This is a genomic window from Pseudomonas sp. M2 (assembly GCF_015751845.1).
Lineage (GTDB): Bacteria > Pseudomonadota > Gammaproteobacteria > Pseudomonadales > Pseudomonadaceae > Aquipseudomonas > Aquipseudomonas putida_E.
On the sequence record NZ_JADOUD010000001.1, the window covers coordinates 2,751,861 to 2,767,920 of the forward strand.

Annotated in this window: 16 protein-coding genes; 8 read left to right on the plus strand and 8 right to left on the minus strand. The window is 62.7% G+C overall.

What is annotated here, in order from left to right:
- Nucleotides 1–334: 334 nt before the first annotated feature.
- The 6 genes from IWW33_RS12755 to hisF all read left to right on the plus strand — a co-directional run bounded on the left by IWW33_RS12755 (nt 335) and on the right by hisF (nt 5,350).
- On the plus strand, nt 335–1,993 hold the full coding sequence (locus IWW33_RS12755; protein ID WP_046788301.1) for an OFA family MFS transporter: 1,659 nt from the start codon (nt 335–337) through the stop codon (nt 1,991–1,993).
- A gap of 232 nt (nt 1,994–2,225) precedes the next feature.
- Complete coding sequence (gene hisB / locus IWW33_RS12760) at nt 2,226–2,819, plus strand: imidazoleglycerol-phosphate dehydratase HisB (protein ID WP_012316676.1); 594 nt, start codon at nt 2,226–2,228, stop codon at nt 2,817–2,819.
- Complete coding sequence (gene hisH / locus IWW33_RS12765; RefSeq protein ID WP_012316675.1) at nt 2,820–3,458, plus strand: imidazole glycerol phosphate synthase subunit HisH; 639 nt, start codon at nt 2,820–2,822, stop codon at nt 3,456–3,458.
- Nucleotides 3,459–3,719 (plus strand): DUF2164 domain-containing protein, encoded by a 261-nt coding sequence (locus IWW33_RS12770; protein ID WP_119687914.1) that lies wholly within the window; start codon nt 3,459–3,461, stop codon nt 3,717–3,719.
- Nucleotides 3,720–3,831: 112 nt separating this feature from the next.
- Nucleotides 3,832–4,569, plus strand: a complete 738-nt coding sequence (gene hisA / locus IWW33_RS12775) for a 1-(5-phosphoribosyl)-5-[(5-phosphoribosylamino)methylideneamino]imidazole-4-carboxamide isomerase (protein WP_012316673.1) — start codon at nt 3,832–3,834, stop codon at nt 4,567–4,569.
- 10 nt (nt 4,570–4,579) lie between these two features.
- Nucleotides 4,580–5,350, plus strand: a complete 771-nt coding sequence (hisF, locus tag IWW33_RS12780; RefSeq protein WP_012316672.1) for an imidazole glycerol phosphate synthase subunit HisF — start codon at nt 4,580–4,582, stop codon at nt 5,348–5,350.
- Nucleotides 5,351–5,461: 111 nt separating this feature from the next.
- On the opposite strand, the gene choV is transcribed toward hisF, so the two are convergent.
- The 3 genes from choV to IWW33_RS12795 all read right to left on the minus strand — a co-directional run bounded on the left by choV (nt 5,462) and on the right by IWW33_RS12795 (nt 8,514).
- The gene (gene choV, locus IWW33_RS12785) at nt 5,462–6,640 is read right to left on the minus strand and encodes a choline ABC transporter ATP-binding protein (protein ID WP_046788302.1); all 1,179 of its coding nucleotides are present in this window, start codon (nt 6,638–6,640) and stop codon (nt 5,462–5,464) included.
- Complete coding sequence (gene choW, locus IWW33_RS12790; protein ID WP_174142000.1) at nt 6,637–7,485, minus strand: choline ABC transporter permease subunit; 849 nt, start codon at nt 7,483–7,485, stop codon at nt 6,637–6,639. Before choW ends, choV begins: the two co-directional genes overlap by 4 nt.
- A gap of 81 nt (nt 7,486–7,566) precedes the next feature.
- On the minus strand, nt 7,567–8,514 hold the full coding sequence (locus IWW33_RS12795; protein WP_046788304.1) for a choline ABC transporter substrate-binding protein: 948 nt from the start codon (nt 8,512–8,514) through the stop codon (nt 7,567–7,569).
- Between the two features lie 441 nt (nt 8,515–8,955).
- Here IWW33_RS12795 and IWW33_RS12800 point away from each other — a divergent pair, with 441 nt between their 5' ends.
- Together IWW33_RS12800 and IWW33_RS12805 are read left to right on the plus strand one after the other, a co-directional pair.
- Nucleotides 8,956–10,332: an L-serine ammonia-lyase gene (locus tag IWW33_RS12800; RefSeq protein ID WP_046788305.1), complete on the plus strand. Its 1,377-nt coding sequence runs from the start codon at nt 8,956–8,958 to the stop codon at nt 10,330–10,332.
- Between the two features lie 390 nt (nt 10,333–10,722).
- Nucleotides 10,723–11,829 carry a GlxA family transcriptional regulator gene (locus tag IWW33_RS12805; protein WP_115273096.1) on the plus strand — a complete coding sequence of 369 codons (1,107 nt, stop codon included), beginning with the start codon at nt 10,723–10,725 and terminating at the stop codon, nt 11,827–11,829.
- Between the two features lie 129 nt (nt 11,830–11,958).
- Here the strand turns inward: IWW33_RS12805 and IWW33_RS12810 are convergent, their stop codons facing one another.
- From IWW33_RS12810 to choX, 5 genes are all read right to left on the minus strand, one after another.
- Nucleotides 11,959–12,216 carry a hypothetical protein gene (locus IWW33_RS12810; protein WP_039604371.1) on the minus strand — a complete coding sequence of 86 codons (258 nt, stop codon included), beginning with the start codon at nt 12,214–12,216 and terminating at the stop codon, nt 11,959–11,961.
- A 254-nt stretch (nt 12,217–12,470) separates the two neighbouring features.
- A complete protein-coding gene (locus IWW33_RS12815; protein ID WP_115273095.1) occupies nt 12,471–12,944 on the minus strand; it encodes a thioesterase family protein in 474 nt (157 codons plus the stop codon).
- Nucleotides 12,945–12,954: 10 nt separating this feature from the next.
- On the minus strand, nt 12,955–13,920 hold the full coding sequence (locus IWW33_RS12820) for an L-carnitine dehydrogenase (RefSeq protein WP_115273094.1): 966 nt from the start codon (nt 13,918–13,920) through the stop codon (nt 12,955–12,957).
- Nucleotides 13,921–13,936: 16 nt separating this feature from the next.
- On the minus strand, nt 13,937–14,821 hold the full coding sequence (locus IWW33_RS12825) for a 3-keto-5-aminohexanoate cleavage protein (RefSeq protein ID WP_046787501.1): 885 nt from the start codon (nt 14,819–14,821) through the stop codon (nt 13,937–13,939).
- 166 nt (nt 14,822–14,987) lie between these two features.
- The gene (choX, locus tag IWW33_RS12830) at nt 14,988–15,932 is read right to left on the minus strand and encodes a choline ABC transporter substrate-binding protein (RefSeq protein ID WP_046787502.1); all 945 of its coding nucleotides are present in this window, start codon (nt 15,930–15,932) and stop codon (nt 14,988–14,990) included.
- Nucleotides 15,933–16,060: the final 128 nt, after the last annotated feature.

Consider the following 16,060-nt stretch of genomic DNA (forward strand, 5'->3'; position numbering starts at 1 on the left):
GCCAGAGTATAGCGCCGCAGTGGTATGCCCAGAGTATTCGACAAGAGATACAGAGCATTTCCTACCAATTGATCAGGTGTTGTGGCTTTCGACAGTTGTGGTTTGGGCAGTTCCTTTTTGCTGACTTGGCAGCAATACCGATTCAGCCGGGCAAAAAATAACGATATCAGATTGCTTTCATGTCATAGGCGAACTGGTACTCTTTCGCCGCCTGCGAAGCGGCCGCGACGTATTGTCGCGGGACGTTGCCCTGAAACGGCCGAGCCTTACGTGCAACCAGAAGAGCCGGGCATTCAATGCGCATGCATCGTCTACCTACATAAGGATCACATCCATGAACAGCAGTATCACGGCAGGAGCGGTGGCCAGCGCGCCAAGCTTCCTGTCGAAGGAGCGCATCATCGCCCGCCCGGGCTTCAACCGCTGGTTGGTACCCCCGGCCGCGTTGGCCATCCACCTGTGCATCGGCATGGCCTACGGTTTTTCCGTCTTCTGGCTGCCGCTGTCCCAGGCCATCGGCATCACGGCCCCGGTAGCGTGCTCGGCGGACATGGGCTTCATTGCCCGCATGTTCAGCGCCGAGTGCGACTGGCCCATTTCCATGCTGAGCTGGATCTACACCCTGTTCTTCGTGTTCCTCGGTTGCTCGGCAGCGGTGCTGGGCGGTTGGCTGGAACACGCCGGGCCGCGCAAGGCTGGCCTGGTGTCGGCCCTGTGCTGGTGCGGCGGCATGCTGATTTCGGCAATTGGCGTGAAGACCCACCAGCTATGGCTGATGTGGCTGGGCTCCGGCGTGATCGGCGGTATTGGCCTGGGCCTGGGCTACATCTCGCCGGTTTCGACCCTGATCAAGTGGTTCCCGGACAAGCGCGGCATGGCCACTGGCATGGCGATCATGGGCTTTGGCGGCGGCGCCATGGTCGGTGCACCGTTGGCCACTGCGCTGATGGGGCACTTCGGCAATGAGCATGAAGTGGGTGTGTGGCAGAGCTTCGTGGTGATGGCGGCGATCTACTTTGTGTTCATGACCGCAGGCGCCCTGGCGTACCGCGTGCCGCCGACCGGCTGGAAGCCTGAAGGCTGGACCGCGCCGGTGAAGAAAGCCAATGCGATGGTCACCGACCGTCACGTGCACGTCAGCGTTGCCTGGAAAACCCCGCAGTTCGCGCTGATCTGGCTGGTGCTGTGCCTGAACGTTTCTGCGGGCATCGGCATCCTGGGCATGGCGTCGCCACTGCTGCAGGAAGTGTTTGCCGGCAAACTGCTGGGCAACGAGCTGCGCTTCAGCGAGCTGAACGCTGCACAATTGGCGCAGATTGCCGCCATTGCCGCTGGCTTCACCGGCCTGCTCAGCCTGTTCAACATCGGCGGGCGGTTCTTCTGGGCATCGTTCTCGGACTACATCGGCCGCAAGAACACCTACTTCGCCTTCTTCGCCTTGGGTGTGGGCCTCTACAGCCTGGTGCCGAACATGGGCCACCTGGGCAACGTGGCACTGTTCGTGGCGGCGTTCTGCATCATCCTGTCCATGTACGGCGGTGGTTTCGCCACGGTGCCGGCCTACCTGGCCGACCTGTTCGGTACGCAGATGGTCGGTGCCATCCACGGTCGCCTGTTGACGGCCTGGGCCGCTGCCGGCGTGCTGGGCCCGGTGCTGATCACTTACCTGCGTGAGTACCAGTTGGCGGCGGGTGTGGAGCGTGCGGCGGCTTATGACATGACCCTGTACATCCTCGCTGGCCTGCTGGTGCTGGGCTTCGTCTGCAACCTGCTGGTGCGCCCGGTGGCCGACAAGCACTTCATGAGCGATGCCGAGCTTGCGGCCGAGCGTGCCCTGAGCCACGACAAAGGCGCCGACGGCGCGCGTTCGCTGGAGTGGCATGCTGCGCCTGGCAGCCTGCCGCTGGTGCTGATCGCTTGGGCGGTGGTGGTGATTCCGCTGGCCTGGGGGGTGTGGATTACCCTGCAGAAGACGGCGGTGTTGTTCCACTGAGGTGCATGACAGCCAGCTGACTGGCTGGCTGTGATGGCCTTATCGCCGGCAAGCTGGCTCCTGCAGGTTGCTCCACCAAGCATGAGTTGTGGGGGGCATCTGGGGGCCGGCTTGCCGGCGATCGGGCTGCAGAGCAGCCCCTTGCAATGCCATATGTCATCCGCGTTCCAAGCTTGAGCGTTCTGGGCCTATAATGGAGCCCTTTTCGCCCAATGATTTTGCGGAGCTGGTGATGGTCGAACGTAAGGCTTCCGTCGAGCGCAATACCCTGGAAACCCAGGTCAAGTGCTCGATCAACCTCGATGGCAGTGGCAAGGCCCGATTCGATATCGGCGTGCCTTTCCTTGAACACATGCTCGACCAGATTGCCCGACACGGGCTGATCGATCTGGATATCGAGTGCAAGGGTGACCTGCATATCGACGATCACCATACCGTCGAAGACGTCGGTATCACGCTGGGCCAGGCATTCGCCCAGGCCATCGGTGACAAGAAAGGCATCTTCCGTTACGGCCATGCCTATGTGCCGCTGGACGAAGCGCTGTCGCGTGTGGTCATCGACTTCTCCGGCCGCCCAGGCCTGCAGATGCACGTGCCGTACACCCGCGCCACCGTTGGCGGCTTCGATGTCGACCTGTTCCAGGAGTTCTTCCAGGGCTTCGTCAACCATGCCTTGGTTACCCTGCACATCGACAACCTGCGTGGCCACAACACCCACCACCAGATCGAAACCGTGTTCAAGGCCTTTGGTCGTGCCCTGCGCATGGCCGTGACCCAGGACGAGCGCATGGCCGGGCAGATGCCATCGACCAAGGGATGCCTGTAAATGCAGACGGTAGCCGTAATCGACTATGGCATGGGCAACCTGCACTCGGTGGCCAAGGCGCTCGAGCACGTCGGCGCCGGCAAGGTGCTGGTCACCAGCGATGCTGCGGTGATTCGCGAGGCTGACCGTGTGGTGTTCCCGGGCGTGGGCGCGATTCGCGACTGCATGGCCGAAATCCGCCGCCTGGGTTTCGACAGCCTGGTGCGTGAAGTCAGCCAGGACCGGCCGTTCCTGGGCATCTGTGTCGGCATGCAGGCGCTGCTGGACCACAGCGAAGAAAACGACGGTGTCGACTGCATCGGCCTGTTCCCTGGCCAGGTGCGCTTCTTCGGTAAAGACCTGCAGGAAGGTGGTGAGCACCTGAAAGTGCCGCACATGGGCTGGAACGAAGTCACCCAGGCGGTCGACCACCCGCTGTGGCACGACATCTCTGATCGTGCGCGCTTCTATTTTGTGCACAGCTACTACATCAATGCCGGCAAGCCGGGCCAGGTGGTCGGTCGCGGCCATTATGGCGTCGACTTCGCTGCCGCGCTGGCCGAGGGTTCGCGCTTTGCCGTGCAGTTCCACCCGGAGAAGAGCCATACCCATGGCCTGCAGCTGCTGCAGAACTTCGTCGCCTGGGACGGGCGCTGGTAAATGAGCAGGTCGAAGATCAAGGCCCCCGTCATCACCCTGGCCCCCGAGCAGGAGCGCGAAGCGCTCGACACCCTCAAGCGCTTCCTCGAAGACCGCTTCGAGCTGCAGCTGGGGTCGTTCGAGGTGGCCGAGGTCCTCGACGTGTTCAGCAAAGAGATTGCACCCCATTACTACAACAGGGCGATTGCCGATGTTCAGCTGCACCTCAAGGAGCGGTTCGAGAGCATCGAGAGCGACCTGTGGGCGTTGGAAAAAAGCTGAAAGCTTCAAGCCTCAAGCTGCAAGCCAAAGCTGGACCGCCATCGAAAACACGACGCGCATGCTTGCAGCTTGTCGCTTGCAGCTTGCCGCTTGAATTGACGAAGGAAAGAGCATGCTGATTATCCCCGCTATCGATCTGAAGGACGGTGCCTGCGTGCGCCTGCGCCAGGGCCGCATGGAAGACTCCACGGTATTTTCCGACGACCCGGTGAGCATGGCCGCCAAGTGGGTCGAGGGTGGTTGCCGCCGCCTGCACCTGGTCGACCTCAACGGCGCCTTCGAAGGCCAGCCGGTCAACGGTGAGGTGGTCACCGCCATCGCCAAGCGTTACCCGAACCTGCCGATCCAGATCGGCGGCGGCATCCGTTCGCTGGAAACCATCGAGCACTACGTCAAGGCCGGCGTCAGCTATGTGATCATCGGCACCAAGGCAGTCAAGCAGCCAGAGTTCGTCGCCGAAGCGTGCAAGGCCTTCCCCGGCAAGGTCATCGTCGGCCTGGACGCCAAGGACGGTTTCGTCGCCACCGACGGCTGGGCTGAAGTGAGCTCGGTGCAGGTCATCGACCTGGCCAAGCGTTTCGAGGCCGATGGCGTCTCGGCGATCGTCTACACCGACATCGCCAAGGACGGCATGATGCAGGGTTGCAACGTGCCATTCACCGCGGCGCTGGCAGCGGCCACCTCGATCCCGGTGATCGCCTCGGGCGGCATCCACAACCTGGGTGACATCAAGACCCTGCTGGACGCCAAGGCCCCAGGCATCGTCGGTGCCATCACTGGCCGTGCCATCTACGAAGGCACCCTCGATGTCGCCGAGGCCCAGGCCTTCTGCGACAACTATAAAGGCTGAGGACTGAACCATGGCACTGGCCAAGCGCATCATCCCTTGCCTGGACGTGGACAACGGCCGGGTGGTCAAGGGCGTCAAGTTCGAGAACATTCGTGATGCCGGCGACCCGGTGGAAATTGCCCGTCGCTACAACGAGCAGGGTGCCGACGAAATCACCTTCCTCGACATCACCGCCAGCGTCGATGGCCGCGACACCACCCTGCATACCGTCGAGCGCATGGCCAGCCAGGTGTTCATCCCGCTGACCGTGGGCGGTGGCGTGCGTACCGTGCAGGACATCCGCAACCTGCTCAATGCCGGTGCCGACAAGGTTTCGATCAACACCGCTGCGGTGTTCAACCCAGAGTTCGTGGGTGAGGCTGCCGACCGTTTCGGTTCGCAGTGCATCGTGGTGGCCATCGATGCCAAGAAGGTGTCAGCGCCCGGTGAAGCGCCGCGCTGGGAAATCTTCACCCATGGTGGGCGCAAGCCGACCGGGCTGGACGCCGTCGAGTGGGCGAAGAAGATGGAAGGCCTGGGGGCCGGTGAGATCCTGCTGACCAGCATGGACCAGGACGGCATGAAGAACGGTTTTGACCTGGGTGTGACCCGCGCCATCAGCGATGCGCTGGGCATTCCGGTGATCGCTTCGGGTGGTGTGGGTAACCTGCAGCACCTGGCCGACGGGATTCTGGAAGGGCATGCCAGCGCGGTGCTGGCGGCGAGCATCTTCCACTTCGGTGAGTACACGGTGCCGGAGGCCAAGGCCTACATGGCTGCACGCGGTATCGTCGTTCGCTGATGGATTGTTGGGAGGGCTTTGCCCTCCTTTCGCGACACAAGGCCGCGCCTACAGATCCCCGGTAGGAGCGGCCTTGTGTCGCGAAAGGGCCGCACAGCGGCCCCAGTTGCATCACCCGTGGTTCTTGCCAAGCAGCGCGTGATAGAGCTCGGTATCCCCAAGTATCCCCACCACCTTGTCGTTATCCTGCAGCACCAGCTTGTTGCCGGTCTGGTAACGGATCTGCAGCGCTTCGCGCATGCCGATATCGGCATTGACCAGCGTAGGCCGGCGTTCCAGCAACTCGACATCCTCCCCTGGCGCCCAGTTCTGCAGGTCCAGCCCGTTCTGCCCCTGGCGTGCACGCTTGAGCGAGCCGCCTTCGCCCAGGTCCAGCCACGAGTCGATGCCTGGGTCCAGGCACACCGAACCGTTGATCCGCTTGCAGTTGTCCAGGGTGCGCATCAGGCTGCGGCCGCACAGTACGTTCAGCGGGTTGGTGTGGGCCACGAAGGTGCGCACATACTCGTCCGCCGGGTTGAGCACGATCTCCTCGGGCTTGCTGTACTGGATGATCCGCCCGTCCTTCATGATGGCGATGCGGCTGCCCAGCTTGAGCGCTTCGTCCAGGTCGTGGCTGACGAACACGATGGTCTTGTTGAGCTTGCGCTGCAGCTCCAGCAACTCGTCCTGCAAGCCCTGGCGGATCAGCGGGTCGAGGGCCGAGAACGGTTCGTCCATCAGCAGGATGTCGGCGTCCATGGCCAGCGCCCTAGCCAGGCCCACGCGCTGCTGCATGCCGCCGGAGAGTTCGTCCGGCTTCTTGTTGCGCCACTGGGTCAACCCCACCAGCTCGAGCTTCTCGTCCACCAGCTTGCGCCGTTCCTTTTCAGGGCGGCCCTGCATTTCCAGGCCAAAGCTGATGTTCTCGCGCACCGTCAGCCAGGGCATCAGGGCGAACTTCTGGAACACCATGGCGATGCGCTTGGTGCGCATCATCTTGAGCTCCGCCGGGGTGCAGTGGGCAATGTCGATGTGCTGGCCTTCGTGCTCGACGAACAGCTTGCCGCGGCTGACGGTGTTCAGGCCGTTGATGCAGCGCAGCAGGCTCGACTTGCCCGAACCGGACAAGCCCATCAGCACACAGATCTCGCCCTTGTTGATGTCCAGGTTGGCCTTTTCGACGCCGACCACAAGGCCGGTCTGCTTGAGGATCTGCTCGCGGGTCTTGCCCTGGTCGAGTAGTGCCAGGGCCTCGCGCGGCTTGTTGGAGAAGATGACGTCGACGTCTTCGAAACGAATGATGCTCATGCTTCACCCCTTGCCGTGACTTCCGGTTGCTTGCAGATACGGTCGAGCATGATGGCCAGCAGTACGATCGCCAGGCCCGCTTCGAAGCCCAGGGAAATATCGGCGGTGTTCAGTGCGTTGACCACGGGTTTGCCCAGGCCGTCGGCACCCACCAGGGCGGCGATTACCACCATCGACAGCGACAGCATGATGCACTGGGTGACACCGGCGGCGATGCTGGGCATCGCGTGGGGCAGTTCGATGCGGGTCAGCAACTGGCGCCGCGAGCAGCCGAAGGCCTTGCCGGCGTCCAGCAGCTCCTGCGGGACGTCGCAGATGCCCAGGTAGGTCAGGCGAATCGGCGCGGCGATGGCGAACACCACCGTGGAGATCAGCCCAGGCACCACACCCAGGCCGAACAGGGTCAGGGTAGGGATCAGGTAAACGAAGGTCGGCACCGTCTGCATCAGGTCGAGCACCGGGCGCATCACGGTGTAGAACATCGGTTTGTGCGCGGCGACGATACCCAGCGGCACGCCGATGGCCACACAGACCACGGTGGCAAAGGTGACTTGTGCCAGGGTTTCCATGGTCTCCTGCCAGTACCCCAGGTTGAGGATCAGCAGAAAGGAGAGGGCGACGAACACCGTCAGTGCCCATTTACGCTGGATCAGGTGCGCGAGGGCGGCGAACAGGGCGATGAGGACGAGCGGGTTGAACCAGGTCAGGGTGCTGGTGACGCCATGGATCATGAATTCCAGGCCTTGGGCGATGGCGTCGAAGTAATCGGCGCCATTCTGGGTCAGCCATTCGACGAATGACGCGATGTACTGACCCAGGGGTATTTTCTGATCGATAAGCATGATAGCGAGCTTCCACCTGCAAAGATTGAAATCAGTCCGGGGCGAGCACGGTCCCGCCCCGCGGTGTTGCCTTGGCGTCTTGCGTTATTGCGTCAGTTTGGCTTTGGCCGCCTCAAGGCCGGGTTTGCCGTCCACGGTGGTCACCCCGGCGAGCCAGGCGTCCAGCTTGCCTGGGTTGTCCTTGAGCCACTTCTTGGCAGCTGCCTCGGGTTTCATCTTGTCGTCCAGGACATAGCCCATCATGGTGCTTTCATCCTTGAGCTCGAACGACAGGTTCTTGAGCAGTTGCCCTACGTTGCTGCACTCCTGCACATAGCCCTTGCGGGTATTGGTCAGCACGGTTGCCTTGCCCAATTCGGGGCCGAAAAAGTCGTCCCCGCCGGTCAGGTACTGCATCTTGAAGCGGGTGTTCATCGGGTGAGGTTCCCAGCCTAGGAATACGATCGCCTCCCCGCGCTTCTGCGACCTGTCGACCTGGGACAGCATGCCGGCCTCACTGGACTGCACGATCTTGAAACCGGCGTCCTTCAGGCCGAAGGCGTTCTTGTCGATCATGCTCTGGATGGTGCGGTTGCCGTCGTTGCCCGGTTCGATGCCGTAGATCTTGCCGTCCAGTTCCTTCTTGAACTTGGGAATGTCGGCAAAGTCCTTGAGGCCCTTGTCGTACAGCGACTGAGGCACGGCCAAGGTGTACTTGGCGTTTTCCAGGTTGGCGCGCACGGTTTCGACAGTACCGGCATCACGGTACTGCTTGATGTCGTTTTCCATGGTCGGCATCCAGTTGCCGAGAAACACGTCCAGGTCCTTGCCGGTGGCCAGCGACTTGTAGGTCACCGGTACCGAAATCATGGTGGTGTGGGTCTTGTAGCCCAGTGCTTCGAGCACAACGCTGGTGGTCGCGGTGGTTACCGTGATGTCGGTCCAGCCGACATCAGAAAAACGTACCGTCTGACACTGCTCGGGTTCTGCGGCCTGGGCCAGCAAGGGGGCGGACAGCAACGCGGCCAGCAACAGCGAGGGTGAACCTTTCATGGATGGACTCCTGTGATTTTATCTTCGGGTTCGCGAGGGCTGCCGGGCTTTCTCAGGGTCCGGTCAACCAGGCCTGCAGAGGGCAGGATGCGAGGCCGTGCAATACGAGTCGCTTTTGATAATCCACCAGCGCCGGGCAATCGCCTACTGGTGGGGTCGTAACCAGTACGGAACGGGTCGCTTTGAGTACTGGCGATGTCGCATATGGCTTTTTCCTCCCCTGCCTGCGTATTTTTCCGTCATCAGAGCGCCCGAAAGCGGCGCACATACAGCTCAAACAGCGCGGCGCTGCTGGACAAAAGTACGTCGGTTGCAGACGGCGAAGGGGGGCGTAAAAGCCCGATGATGCGTGCATTCGTGGCGGCTCGCAGCTTCAGCCTAGCAGTTGCCCCGCCCTGCGCATGGCGCGCAGAGACAAGCCCAGCAAGAGGTGTAGCGACAATGGCCATCAGCGTGTTCGACCTGTTCAAGATCGGAGTCGGGCCCTCCAGCTCCCATACCGTCGGCCCCATGCGTGCAGGTGCCCTGTTTGTTCAGGGGCTGCGTGAGCGCGGCGAGCTTGAGCAGGTGAAAAGGGTGCAGGTGCGGTTGTACGGTTCGCTGTCGGCCACCGGTATTGGCCACGGCTCCGACCACGCCACCATCATGGGCCTGATGGGCGAATGGCCGGACGCCATCGACCCGGCCCAGATCGTCCCACGCATCGCCGACCTGCGCGAAACCAACACCCTGAAGCTGGATAACCGGTTGCCCATCGAATTCGTCTGGGCCCGTGACATGCTGCTGCTGGACGAGAACCTGCCGTACCACCCCAATGCCATGACCCTGATCGCCGAAGGCGAGCAGGGCGAGCTGCACCGTGATACCTACTACTCGGTGGGAGGTGGTTTTGTGGTCGACGCCGCCCAGGCCGCCAGTGGTGTGCTGGATGCCGACCAGACGGTGTTGCCGTACGATTTCAACAGTGCCGCAGAGCTGCTGCGCCTGTGCAAGCAAAACGACCTCAGCGTGTCGCAATTGATGATGGCCAACGAGAAGGTCTGGCGCAGCGAGCAAGAGATCCGCGCCGGCCTGCACACGCTCTGGCAAGCCATGCAGGAATGCGTGCACAACGGCCTCAAGCATGAAGGCACGCTGCCCGGCGGGCTGAACGTGCGCCGCCGCGCGGCCAGGCTGCACCGCAGCCTGCAGGAGATCGGCAAGCCCAATGTGATCGGCTCGACCATGAGTGCCATGGAGTGGGTCAACCTGTTCGCCCTGGCGGTCAACGAAGAGAACGCCGCGGGCGGGCGCATGGTCACTGCGCCCACCAATGGCGCGGCAGGCATCATCCCGGCGGTGCTGCACTACTACATGCGCTTCAGCGATGAGGTCGACGAGTCCAACGTGGTCGACTTCTTCCTGGCCGCCGCCGCAGTGGGCATCCTTTGCAAAAAGAACGCATCGATTTCGGGAGCCGAGGTGGGGTGCCAGGGTGAAGTCGGTTCAGCGTGCGCCATGGCGGCAGCGGGCCTTGCCGAGGTGCTGGGGGCGACCCCGCCGCAGGTGGAGAACGCCGCCGAGATCGCCCTGGAGCACAACCTTGGCCTGACCTGCGACCCGGTCGGTGGCCTGGTGCAGGTGCCCTGCATCGAGCGCAACGCCATTGCGGCTGTAAAAGCCATCAACGCTGTGCAGATGGCCCTGCGCGGTGACGGCGAGCACTTCATCTCCCTGGACCAGGTGATCCGCACCATGCGTGACACCGGCGCCGACATGCATGACAAGTACAAAGAGACCTCGCGCGGCGGCCTGGCGGTCAGCGTCATCGAATGTTGATGCGCTGACTGTGCGCTACGCTCGTCAGGACGCCCCGTTTTGGGGCGTCTTCGCATCAGCCGATCGTCGGGTGTCGCGATCAGTGTTGCCATTGTCGGTGACACTAAACAGTGTCGTTTCTGGGCAACCTGCCTTGAGCGTGTCACCAATTTGCTCATAAGTGACACGCAAAGGCGCTGGCCCGCCGGTTTGGGTTTTTTACACAACCCGACCGCCGAGCCGGAATTGCTGAAAAAAGGCGTCGTTTTTGGGTTTTTTTGGATGGCCGTTCAATTTCAGGCACGGCCCTTGCGTTGAGATTGGTAAAGCCCCCGCACATGAACCGGGGCCATGACAAAAAAATAGTGCCCGCCTGAGGCACACCCTGTATTTGTGTGAGGAGAAATCGCGATGACGTCGTACACCTCCGGGAATCCAACCCAGAACCGCACAGCACCCCAGTCCATCGGGTTTCTCCTACTGGACAACTTCACCCTGATTTCCCTGGCATCGGCCGTCGAGCCGCTGCGCATGGCCAACCAGCTTTCGGGCCGTGAGCTGTATCGCTGGCACACGCTGACCGTCGATGGCGGCCAGGTCTGGGCCAGCGATGGCTTGCAGATCACCCCGGACGCCGCCATCGCCAACGCCCCTCCCATCGACACCGTGATCGTCTGCGGTGGCGTCGGTATCCAGCGTTCGGTCACCCGTGAGCATGTCACCTGGCTGCAGGCCCAGGCCCGTCAGTCGCGCCGTTTGGGCGCTGTGTGTACCGGCAGCTGGGCGCTGGCCTGTGCCGGCCTGCTCGACGGTTTCGACTGCAGCGTGCATTGGGAATGCCTGGCGTCGATGCAGGAGGCATTCCCGCGGGTCAACATGAGCACTCGCCTGTTCACCCTCGACCGCAACCGCTTCACCAGCTCTGGCGGCACCGCGCCGCTGGACATGATGCTGCACCTGATCAGCCGCGATCATGGTCGCGAACTGTCGGCGGCCATTTCGGAGATGTTCGTCTACGAGCGCATTCGCAACGAACAGGACCACCAGCGCGTGCCGCTCAAGCACATGCTGGGCACCAACCAGCCGAAGCTGCAGGAAATCGTCGCGCTGATGGAGGCCAACCTGGAAGAGCCGATCGACCTCGACGAACTGGCCGTGTACGTGGCCGTGTCACGTCGCCAGCTTGAGCGCCTGTTCCAGAAGTACCTGCATTGTTCGCCGTCGCGCTATTACCTCAAGCTGCGCCTGATTCGCGCGCGGCAGCTGCTCAAGCAGACGCCGATGTCGATCATTGAAGTGGCCTCGGTGTGCGGCTTCGTGTCCACCCCGCACTTCTCCAAGTGCTACCGCGAGTACTTCGGCATACCGCCGCGTGATGAACGAGTAGGTTCGAATACTGCACAACAGGTAGCGATGATGCCGATTCCGCAGGCCATGACTCTGTCCCCGCACAGCGGGCCGATGGCTGCATTGAGCCAGGCGCGCAACGAGTCGACCTTTGCCAGTGTGAGGCTCTGACGTCCCGGGGCTGCTTTGCAGCCCAATCGCCGGCAAGCCGGCTCCCACAGGTTCACCACCAAGCCTGAGATTGGTGTGAATCTGTGGGAGCCGGCTTGCCGGCGATGAGGCCAGTACAGAAATACGCGATCAGGCGCGCTTGTTGAAACTTGCAAGCGCTGGCAGCAACTGCTTGTCGATCGCCTGGCGCACCGCCGGCAGAATCGTCGCACTGCCCGTGTACATTTGCTCGACCATGCCCTTGAGCGCCCGCGCGTTAGGCTCGGTCAGCCCACGCACCACCGCCTCGCAGGCCTGCTCGGCACTGGCCCCGGCAGGGATGTCGAAGCCGCGCGCGCGCAGTTGGCCGGCGAGGTCGTCCTGATCAATCAAATCCGCATGCATCATGGCTGTTGTCCCTTTTATCGCGAAAAGAGTGCTGCTGTGATTTACGACCGATTCTGTGTCCCCAGCGACACGGCCGCAACCACAGAATGCCGGCATGACTGCTTTGGCTAAGAACAGGTCGTTCCCGGCTAATTCCCAGTGCCGGGAAGATCGCACACTGGCCTCATTCACGGTACCGCAGGGTTTGGTCACCCTCACACATGCACAGTGGATGTTGCTCGCTCTTGGCCCCGCTGGCTCACGGCTTTGCGGGGTTATTTTTTGGGCAGGCCAATCACACGTCCCACATAGGCTGGCGCTGGAAGATGACGCTGTTCATCCACCAGGCCCTGCAGCAATGCCATGCTGCCCTCGCTGAACGGCGCCGCCTTCGGCCCTGCCAGGTCCACATGCAGCAGCATCTGCTCGCTGGCCGCCAGCGCTTCGTCGAACCCTGCGCGGTGCAGGCTGTGGTAAACGTGCAGGCGCTTCTTGTCGAACCCGATGATCTGCGTCTGCACCCACACATCAGTGCCAAGCTTCACTTCATGCAAATAGTTGATGTGCGCCTCCAGGGTGAACAGCGAATGCCCACTCTGCCCACGGCTATCGGCATCCAGGCCGATGCGCTCCATCAGCGCATCGGTGGCGTAGCTGAAGATCAGCAGGTAATAGGCATCGCGCAGGTGGCCGTTGTAGTCGACCCAGTCCTCCTGGACTGGGGTGCGGTAGGTGATCAGTGCGGGCATCGTGGTCTCCTCAGTCGCTGAACGACATGCCGTGGCTGGCCTTGCTGGTCTTCACCGCTTCCAGCACCGCCAGCAGGGTGTCATCACGATAGCGCTCCAGCGCGGCGATGCTGCGCTCGCCCAGTTGCTCGGCGGTGCCGTCCACCACATCGTCGATCAGCTTGTCGGTAAGCTCCGGTGCCGGCAGGTAGGTCCAGGGCAGTTTCAGCGCCGGGCCGAACTGCGACATGAAGTGGCGCATGCCGGCATCGCCACCGGCCAGGGTGTAGGTCAGGAAGGTGCCCATGAACGACCAGCGCAGGCCAGCGCCGAAGCGGATGGCATCATCGATTTCGCCAGTAGTAGCCACACCGTCGTTGACCAGGTGCAGCGCCTCGCGCCACAGCGCTTCGAGCAGGCGGTCGGCGATGAAGCCCGGCACTTCCTTGCGCACGTGTAGCGGGCGCATGCCGAGCGCGGTGTAGATGGTTTTTGCGGCGTCGATCGCCTCAGGCGAAGTACGGTTACCGCCGACGATTTCCACCAATGGCAGCAGGTAGACCGGGTTGAACGGGTGGCCGACCACGCAGCGTTCGGGGTGAGTGGAGGCCTCATAGAACTCGCTGGGCAACAGCCCCGAGGTACTGGAGCCGATGATCGCGTTCGGCTTGGCCGCGGCGCTGATCTTTGCATGCAGGTCGAGCTTGAGGTCCAGGCGTTCGGGTGCGCTTTCCTGGATGAAGTCGGCGTCACGCACACATGCCTCGATGGTGCTGACGAAGGTCAGGCGCTCCTGTGCTGCGCCAGGGGCCAGGCCTTGTTTTTCAAGCGCCGGCCAGGCGTTGGCGACACGCTTGCGCAAGGCCTGCTCGGCGCCGGGTGCCGGGTCCCAGGCGACCACATCCAGGCCATGGGCCAGCGCGCGGGCAACCCAGCCGCTGCCGATCACGCCACTACCCAGGGCGGCGAAGGTCTTGATCTCGGTGATGAAAGGCATATCGGACTCCGGGGTATCAGCGGCGTTTGAGGTTCATTTTTTCCCGGCCTTCTGCCGGGGTGAGGATGCGCCCACCCATGCGGGTGATGATTTCGCTCGCGCGCTCCACCAGTTGGCCATTGCTGGCCAACACGCCTTTGTCCAGGTACAGGTTGTCTTCAAGGCCCACCCGTACGTTGCCGCCCAGCAGCACCGCCTGTGCCGCCATGGGCATCTGCATGCGGCCGATGCCGAAGCCGGCCCAGGTGACGTCGGCAGGCAGGTTGTCGACCATGGCTTTCATGGTGGTGGTGTCGGCCGGCGCGCCCCACGGTATGCCCAGGCACAGCTGGAACAGCGGGTCATGCAGCAGGCCTTCCTTGATCATCTGCTTGGCGAACCACAGGTGGCCGGTGTCGAAGATTTCCAGTTCGGCTTTTACGCCCAGTTCGGTGATGCGTTTGGCGCCGGCGCGCAATTGCGCCGGTGTGGAGACGTAGATGGCGTTGCCGTCGCCGAAGTTGAGGGTGCCGCAATCGAGCGTGCAGATTTCCGGCAGCAGTGCTTCGATGTGGGCCAGGCGCTCCAGCGGGCCGATCAGGTCGGTGCCCGGGCCAAATTCCATGGGCGACTCGCCCGGGCCGATTTCCAGGTCGCCGCCCATGCCGGCGGTGAGGTTGACGATGATGTCCACGTCGGCTTCGCGGATGCGTTCCATGACCTCGCGGTACAGGTTCACGTCGCGGCTGAAACGGCCGGTTTGCGGGTCGCGGACGTGGCAGTGGACCACGGTGGCGCCGGCTTTGGCGGCCTCTACGGCGGACTCGGCGATCTGCTTGGGGGTGACCGGGACCAGGTGGCTCTTGGCGACCGTGTCGCCGGCGCCGGTGAGGGCGCAGGTGATGATGACGTCGTGGTTCATGGTGGTTCCTTGTCAGGGTTGTGGTGGCCCAATCGGCGTAGGAGCGGCCTTGTGTCGCGAAGGGGGCGCATAGCGGCCCTTGGGTTTGTGCAGCGCGCACAGATCCTGGGGCCGCGTTGCGGCCCTTTCGCGACGCAAGGCCGCTCCTACAGGCGATGAGGCCCTGTCAGTTGGCGGTGAGCTTGAGGTTGTCCGCTGCAGGCTTGCCATCGAAGGTGGTTACCCCTTCAAGCCAGCGCGCCTTGTCCTCGGGGTGGTCCTTGAGCCACTGGCGGGCCGACTCCAGCGCGTCCTTGTGGTCGAGCAGCGGCTGCATCATGCGGCTCTCGTCTTCGGCGCTGAATTTCAGGTTGGCCAGCAGGCGATGGGCGTTGGGGCAGCGTTGGGCGTAGTCCGGTGCGGTGACGGTCCACACCGTGGCGCGGCCTTCGTCAGGGCCCAGGGCGTCCTGGCTGTCACCCAGATAGACCATGTCGATGTTCACGTTCATCGGGTGCGGCGCCCAGCCGAAGAACACCACGGCCTGCTTGCGGCGCACGGCGCGGTCGACTGCGGCGAGCATGCCGGCCTCGCTGGACTCGACCAGCTGGAACTTGCCCAGGCCGAACTGGTTCTTGGCGATCATCGCCTTGATCTGGGTGTTGGCGCCGGACCCGGGCTCGATGCCGTAGATCTTGCCGCCCAGCTCTTTCTCGAACTTGTGGATATCTGCGAAGCTCTTCAGGCCTTTGTCGGCCAGGTACTTGGGTACGGCCAAGGTGGCCCGGGCATCTTCCAGGCTGGGTGCGTCGAGCACCTTGACCTGCTGGGCATCGATGAACGGCGTGATGGTCTGGGTCATGATCGGGTTCCAGTAACCCAGGAACATGTCCAGGCGCTTGTCGCGGATGCCGGCAAAGATGATCTGCTGCGAGGCGCTGGTCTGTTTGGTCTGGTAACCCAGGCCGTCGAGCAACACTTGCGCCATGGCGCTGGTGGCGATGACGTCGGTCCAGTTGACCACGCCAAGGCGTACGTTCTTGCAGGCCGCGGGTTCGGCGGCGAAAAGCGGTGTGGCAACGATGCTGCTCAGGGCAAGGGACAACAGGCTGCGGCGGATCAAGCTGTGCATGGTGGCTCTCCATCGGCAGTGCATATTGTTATTGAGGGCGGCCTCTGCGGACCGTGTGAATACGCTACGCTGGCCGCACCTTGGCCAAGCGCACGCTGGCGACAGGAATTAGCACCTGGGCGACCAGT

Excerpts from the sequence above, each read along its gene's own strand:
- IWW33_RS12755 (WP_046788301.1), top strand. The coding sequence starts at position 335 with ATGAACAGCAGTATCACGGCAGGAGCGGTGGCCAGCGCGCCAAGCTTC.
- hisB (WP_012316676.1), top strand. The coding sequence starts at position 2,226 with ATGGTCGAACGTAAGGCTTCCGTCGAGCGCAATACCCTGGAAACCCAG.
- hisH (WP_012316675.1), top strand. The coding sequence starts at position 2,820 with ATGCAGACGGTAGCCGTAATCGACTATGGCATGGGCAACCTGCACTCG.
- IWW33_RS12770 (WP_119687914.1), top strand. The coding sequence starts at position 3,459 with ATGAGCAGGTCGAAGATCAAGGCCCCCGTCATCACCCTGGCCCCCGAG.
- hisA (WP_012316673.1), top strand. The coding sequence starts at position 3,832 with ATGCTGATTATCCCCGCTATCGATCTGAAGGACGGTGCCTGCGTGCGC.
- hisF (WP_012316672.1), top strand. The coding sequence starts at position 4,580 with ATGGCACTGGCCAAGCGCATCATCCCTTGCCTGGACGTGGACAACGGC.
- choV (WP_046788302.1), bottom strand. The coding sequence starts at position 6,640 with ATGAGCATCATTCGTTTCGAAGACGTCGACGTCATCTTCTCCAACAAG.
- IWW33_RS12795 (WP_046788304.1), bottom strand. The coding sequence starts at position 8,514 with ATGAAAGGTTCACCCTCGCTGTTGCTGGCCGCGTTGCTGTCCGCCCCC.
- IWW33_RS12800 (WP_046788305.1), top strand. The coding sequence starts at position 8,956 with ATGGCCATCAGCGTGTTCGACCTGTTCAAGATCGGAGTCGGGCCCTCC.
- IWW33_RS12805 (WP_115273096.1), top strand. The coding sequence starts at position 10,723 with ATGACGTCGTACACCTCCGGGAATCCAACCCAGAACCGCACAGCACCC.
- IWW33_RS12810 (WP_039604371.1), bottom strand. The coding sequence starts at position 12,216 with ATGATGCATGCGGATTTGATTGATCAGGACGACCTCGCCGGCCAACTG.
- IWW33_RS12815 (WP_115273095.1), bottom strand. The coding sequence starts at position 12,944 with ATGCCCGCACTGATCACCTACCGCACCCCAGTCCAGGAGGACTGGGTC.
- IWW33_RS12820 (WP_115273094.1), bottom strand. The coding sequence starts at position 13,920 with ATGCCTTTCATCACCGAGATCAAGACCTTCGCCGCCCTGGGTAGTGGC.
- IWW33_RS12825 (WP_046787501.1), bottom strand. The coding sequence starts at position 14,821 with ATGAACCACGACGTCATCATCACCTGCGCCCTCACCGGCGCCGGCGAC.
- choX (WP_046787502.1), bottom strand. The coding sequence starts at position 15,932 with ATGCACAGCTTGATCCGCCGCAGCCTGTTGTCCCTTGCCCTGAGCAGC.